The 2968-nt window shown below is 30.9% G+C and carries 2 protein-coding genes; both read right to left on the bottom strand.

Annotated elements, in window-relative coordinates; all coding sequences use genetic code 11:
* Positions 1 to 489: 489 nt before the first annotated feature.
* Entirely contained in the window at positions 490 to 678 is a 189-nt protein-coding gene (locus tag F6K40_RS39590; protein ID WP_293145616.1) for a hypothetical protein, read from the bottom strand.
* A gap of 273 nt (positions 679 to 951) precedes the next feature.
* Entirely contained in the window at positions 952 to 1965 is a 1014-nt protein-coding gene (locus F6K40_RS39585; protein ID WP_293145613.1) for a DNA cytosine methyltransferase, read from the bottom strand.
* Positions 1966 to 2968: the final 1003 nt, after the last annotated feature.

The following is a 2968-nucleotide window of genomic DNA, read 5'->3' as shown; positions in this document are numbered from 1 at the left end:
ATATTTTCTGAAGTTGAGCAACTGCCTCTTGCCTCCCCGCAACTTTTTGCCCGTTTTCTGAAGAAATGAAAATTTCACTTTTAATGTAGATACTCGAAAATTTGTCAGAAACTTTTCCAGAATATTTACTCTACCTAAAGATAAGTAGATATTTTCTGAAGTTGAGCAACTGCCTCTTGCCTCCCGGCAACTTTTTGCCCGTTTTCTGAAGAAATGAAAATTGCACTTTTAATGTAGATACTCGAAAATTTGTCAGAGATTTTTCCCAGAATATTTGCTCTACCTAGAGATAAGTAGATATTTTCTGAAGTTAAGCGATCGCTACACTGTTACCTCAGCAAATTGCTTTCTGATTTCTCCTACTTATTTCATCTATAAAAGTATTAAAGTTCTTGCAAACCAGACAAATTTTTCTAGGAAATCCAAGAGTAATATCTTGATACTTTCCTAAGATAAATTCATCTAATTGTTTGCTAATTAATTTCCTTTTTAATCTAGATTTTTAGCAGGTAGCAAAAATGCAGTTATTAAAGCAATAGTACCTCCCAATAAACCCCAACCCAACCAAAGATTAAAATTCCTACCTCTGCTTTTTGCCACAAAAGCAGCAGCAGTACCAATAACACAATGCAAAATCATTAATATCCAGAATAATTGCCAGTTAATTTCATTCATCATTCTCTTTCAAGTATTAGTTATTTGAGAATAAGGACTCAAAAATTTTTCACCATCAAAATGAATTATATGCTCTTTAGATAATTAATAATTAATTATTAATAATGAAATAGTTTTTTAAATCTCTAATTTTCTCTCTAACCCTCTAATGCTCTAATAATGCTCTAAATTCATTATTCATTATTCATTATACAAAGCTTCATTAATTAACTTTTGAAACTGTTTAGACTTATCCGACTTAGTAAGATACTGGGGAATTTCAGACATTTTTATCTCTTAAAAAGGTAATGACAATTGTACAGGAATAATTTTTTGTGAAATTTCCTCTGGTGAGAATCTTTTCCCAGATTCTAAATAACTCCTAATACTCCCCGCTAAATGAAAAGCAAATAAAGGAGGAACTGCATTTCCAATCTGATTAAAACAACTTGTTTCCTTTCCTACAAATTCAAACCAGTCAGGAAAACTTTGTAATCTTGCTGCCTCTCTTAACAATAAACGTCTTCTTCTCCCATCCGGCAATTTTATCCGGTGCATATCACCAGTAGGAGCTGAAATATTTCGACAAGTTAAAGTTCTAGCAGGTTTGTCTAAATATAAATCGCGTGGTTGTTTACAACTAGAAGCTTTTTCATATTTTTCTACATATTTATCCATGCTTGGAGTCAAAAATTTTGACTCCGGAGGCGCGTGAAATGCCATTTCTCCCAATGCTTCTCCAACAGTTACTTTTTGATCTAAAACTTGAGGAAATTTAAAGTCACCTTTATGCCCAACAACTATTACTCGTTGACGATTTTGAGGCACACCAAAATCAACAGCATTTAACAATTTAACCTCAATAATATAACCCAAAGATTGAAGTGCCTGAGTAATTTCATCCAAATACCATTTATTCCGATAAAGCAACCCCCGTACATTTTCAAATAACCAAATTTCCGGCTTTAATTTTGCCACTGCATTAATAAAAATAGGAAAACCATCTCGCGAATCTTGTAAACCTTTTTGCTTTCCACCTACACTAAAAGGTTGACAAGGAGGACCACCAATTATTACCTTTCCAAGAGGTAATTCTGTTTCTAAAGTCAGAGTAATTTGAGTGCAATTACCCTTTAAATTTTGATTATAACTTGTACAACAATCGGCATCCATTTCAAAACCATGAGTTGCAAAACCTTGTGCTTCAAAACCTAGAGATAAACCACCACATCCGGCAAATAGATCGATAACTAAATTAGTCTGATTCAGAGATGGTTTAAGAAAATGATTTATTTGATCTATATAGTTCATATACAGTTACTAAGTTGGAAATAAAAAATCAAAATTAATTAGATTTAATTTTGATAAACTTGATTGTTGTTTATGAAAATTTGTAACTATGGCATTGATGAAATAAGATCTAAAATTTCTATAGGACTAAGATTAATAGTGAGTAAAAAAGCTGTTTTCACTACTAAAAATAATACAATCATTCACCAACTGCGTAACTATTACAGCAATTGTGATGGTTGTGAATTACAGTTTAATATTAATTTACTTTCGCTGTTACTTGTTGCCTGTTCCCTAGAGTAATAAAAATTTTTATCTTATCAATAAGGGAAACTGTTGTCAGCTTAAGTAATTTAGGTAATTATAATACCATTTTGCAAAAAGAATGTTACGAATAGTAAGAGCAATAAAAATAATTTTCAGGAGACATCTATTTGACAAAAAAGATGATTTACGACCTAAAAAGTGGTATTGAAGCAATTCCCATAAGACTCCTAACTCCTGACTCCTGACTACTAAAAAATCCCCCAATTATTTGTAGCAAATATTTATCAAAATGGTATAATTCCTCTGAAATAATAAATAACAGGAAAAATTATAATTTTACTAATGCTAAAAAATCCATTTTAAATTCGATATTTAACGATATTTTAGTATTTATTTTGGTAGCTATTTATATTTATATTTATATTTTTTGACTTTTTTTATTATATTTATTATTGTAGGATTGATTATTAAGCTCAACTAAATAAAATCTAACAATCATCAGTACAATAAGATTAAGACGGGTGCATCTCATATTTGCCAAAATACTTTTTTCCTATTCCCTATTCCCTGTTCCCTATTCCCTATTCCCAGTTAAGAGTTCCCTGTTCCCTAAAAGCAATAAATTTTTGGCTTTCTTCTTGGATTGAGATGCACCCATTAAGACTAATTATTAGTAAGGACATTTTTAGACATAAATTACTATAACACCTGACACCGAACAGCTAATACCTACCAACTTCTATAGATGAATTTGTCA

Source organism: Okeania sp. SIO3I5 (genome assembly GCF_010672085.1).
GTDB lineage: Bacteria > Cyanobacteriota > Cyanobacteriia > Cyanobacteriales > Microcoleaceae > Trichodesmium.
This window is presented reverse-complemented; position numbering and strand designations above follow the sequence as displayed.